The sequence below is a fragment of the Acinetobacter rongchengensis genome, assembly GCF_003611475.1.
Taxonomy (GTDB): Bacteria; Pseudomonadota; Gammaproteobacteria; order Pseudomonadales; family Moraxellaceae; genus Acinetobacter; species Acinetobacter rongchengensis.
Genome location: NZ_RAXT01000116.1, coordinates 1 through 2,814 on the forward strand (window position 1 = coordinate 1; position 2,814 = coordinate 2,814).

Consider the following 2,814-nt stretch of genomic DNA (forward strand, 5'->3'; position numbering starts at 1 on the left):
ATAAAAAACATAAATAGAATAGATATCTTAATATAACCCCATAATTTTTTATGACTTTCTATTATGTAACAGCTAACATCAAAATTTACACCTTAAAAAATCAAAAAATGCCTTTTTTAAAATAGTTTTCTAAACTATTTTTTGAAAAAAAATTTATTATATGAATAATAGCAACCAAAGAAATAACCAACTCAATATTAGAGATATCCATTGACCTATTTTTATACAAATCAAATTGATAAATATTTTTCTTCAAATCTTCATTTTCATTAATATATTTAGAGACTAACTGGTGAAATACAGCCCATAAAAATACACTTAATATTAGTAAAATAACAATTAAATCTTTTTTATTCATTAAACCCCATCTCATAAATATTAAAAATTTTACTTTACCAACTCAATAAAAACTAACCTCTATATCATAGAAATTAATAAAAAAACTATAAATAAAATACCTAAAAAAAATATCATATACTGCATATAAAAAAATACAGGATATTTCCTCAAAAGTGACTCTAAATCACTACAATTTAGAGAAAAATAATAATTTTTCCCATATAATTTCTTAAAATTAATATTAAATTTAATATTTAAAAACTCTTTAAAAAAAACTAATGGCAAAGCACTTAATAGATGAAAAGTTAGCGGACTCAGTGGCATTTTATACCAATTATCATCATCAACTATAATTTTACATATTCCTTTCAAATTTATGTTCACATATATATATAAACATATTGAAAATATAAAGAATAATATCAAGCAAGTAAAACTAATCGAAATTAAAGGTAATGTTCTAAATAAATGTAATAAAGTATTCATATTTAGTTACTATTCCAGTAAACTTCTGCTTCATCATAAGCGATACCTGCAGCCTTACCTGCCAACTCTCCTATGCCCCAGCTTGCTCCAGCACCTATACCTGCAACGACTCCTAATGCAACCCATCCAGCACCGCCCGTTGCGAGTCCTAATACAATAAAACTTACTATAGCCCCAGTTCCTAAACCAGCAGCTATTTTTGAAGTTTCCACCACCGCTGTTCTAGTTCTTTCCTCAGGCTTTGCGTTGGCTATCTCATCACCTGCATTATAAACATCTATAGCTAAAAACAAATAACCACCACCTTTTAAATATTTACTCATTTTTCCAATCTCACCCATTTTTTCGATATATTCTTTTATTCCTCCTTTATAAGTAACTCCTCTAGCAAGTACTGATTGGCTAATCATACGTCTCATATTATTGGTTTTGATTGACTGATCCCATTTAAATAATTTCTTTGTAGATTCTCTATTTAACTCATCATATAGATGAGCATATTTCTTTCTAAAAGCTTTAAAGTTCTTTGGGTTTGCTAAAGCCGATCCTTTTCTTCTTTCTTCCGCAAGTTTTAAAGCTATTTCACCATGTATTTTATATATTTTAGTTGTGACACCTTCTGAAAAACTCATCGCAGCATCTATACCACCTTTAATTCCTGTTCCCCATGCAGCACCACTATCATTTGAGTTATTATCAAATTTTTGCACTAAAGGATGATCGTTGTTTTCAAAAATATTTTTGTTACTCATCTCTGTTCGATTATCTAACAAAGCATCGTGAAAGAATTCATAGTTTTGGGCAAAGAATATTGCATCAAAATCTTTATCTTTTGTCATTTTATCTAAGTTATTTTGTGCTTCCTGCGCATCCTTTTTATATTGTGGTAATGCTTTTGCTGTCGTTGAATTAGATAAAACGACAACCTGACCTGGTGTTAATAACTTAATCGGAGCTATATTTTTCAAGTGGGGATTATTCGCTCTTAAAGTATCCCAATCAGAAGCTACTAGGGGTTTTTTAAAAATTCTTTTTGACCAATCAAGCATTGTTTCCGTTTTCTTTACCAAGTACCAAGCAACCTCACCATCATTTAAATATATTTCTTTCACATTCTCTTTAACATTTTTTGTTATGGCAGTAGTGACTTTCAAAATATAAGTACTATGCTTTTTCTGATCAGGATAAGCTTTGGCGGAAACTCTTTGAAGAAGTTCACCTCTAAACAAAATTTCATATATTAAAAGCGTATTTGAATTATGAATTTCATACCATTCCGTTAATCCTTGCTCATCAAATCTACCCTCAAAATTTGTTTTTTTCTGCGTACTATAATTAATCACTACAAATTTGTAGCTAAGGTCTTTTAATTTTAAAGGTTCCTGTACGGTCAGTTTTAAACGACTATAATTCATATTCAAGCCTATTCCTTTTCAACTTCTTCTTCTGTTGCCTCTTCTATTTCACTCGGCATGACTCTAGCAGCGACCATCTGACTAGATGGGGTCGTTTTCAGATTCATAAAACCTTTGTTATCTGTTTTACCTTTTTGAACATTGCCTTGTTCATCTATTAAAATAAATGGTCGATTTATAAGGTTTTCATTTTCTTTATTTCTCACTAAATATTGAACTATATACGGGTTTTTAATATCGGGTAAATGAATTCGTTCAAAGTCAATAATCGACCCAGTTTTAAACACATGCTGCCCCGCTTTATGTTCCAACACATGACTGGTGATCAATCCAATCCCCGCATCATCTAATTTAATTTCTGAATTTCTACTCTTAATCGATATCCCATTCGGCGCAGTAATTACAATCTGACCATCAACAGAACTGATTTGAATATCTTGCTTGGTTAAGATATCCATCCCATTCGATTGTACGTGAATACTGAATTTGCCTTGGGCTGCAACCCACTTCACATCCTGTATTGCAAACAGACTCATCTTGTTTAAGGCATGCACAATATAATTATTCTGTGTAT

At 30.5% G+C, this 2,814-nt stretch carries 3 protein-coding genes; all 3 read right to left on the minus strand.

What is annotated here, in order from left to right; translation table 11 throughout:
• Positions 1 to 100: 100 nt before the first annotated feature.
• Positions 101 to 358 carry a hypothetical protein gene (locus D7V20_RS18805; protein ID WP_235831676.1) on the minus strand — a complete coding sequence of 86 codons (258 nt, stop codon included), beginning with the start codon at positions 356 to 358 and terminating at the stop codon, positions 101 to 103.
• Between the two features lie 469 nt (positions 359 to 827).
• Complete coding sequence (locus tag D7V20_RS18815) at positions 828 to 2,240, minus strand: hypothetical protein (protein WP_407923982.1); 1,413 nt, start codon at positions 2,238 to 2,240, stop codon at positions 828 to 830.
• An 8-nt stretch (positions 2,241 to 2,248) separates the two neighbouring features.
• Positions 2,249 to 2,814 (minus strand): DUF2345 domain-containing protein (locus D7V20_RS18820; protein WP_235831677.1); only part of this gene is annotated, 566 nt, incomplete at its 5' end.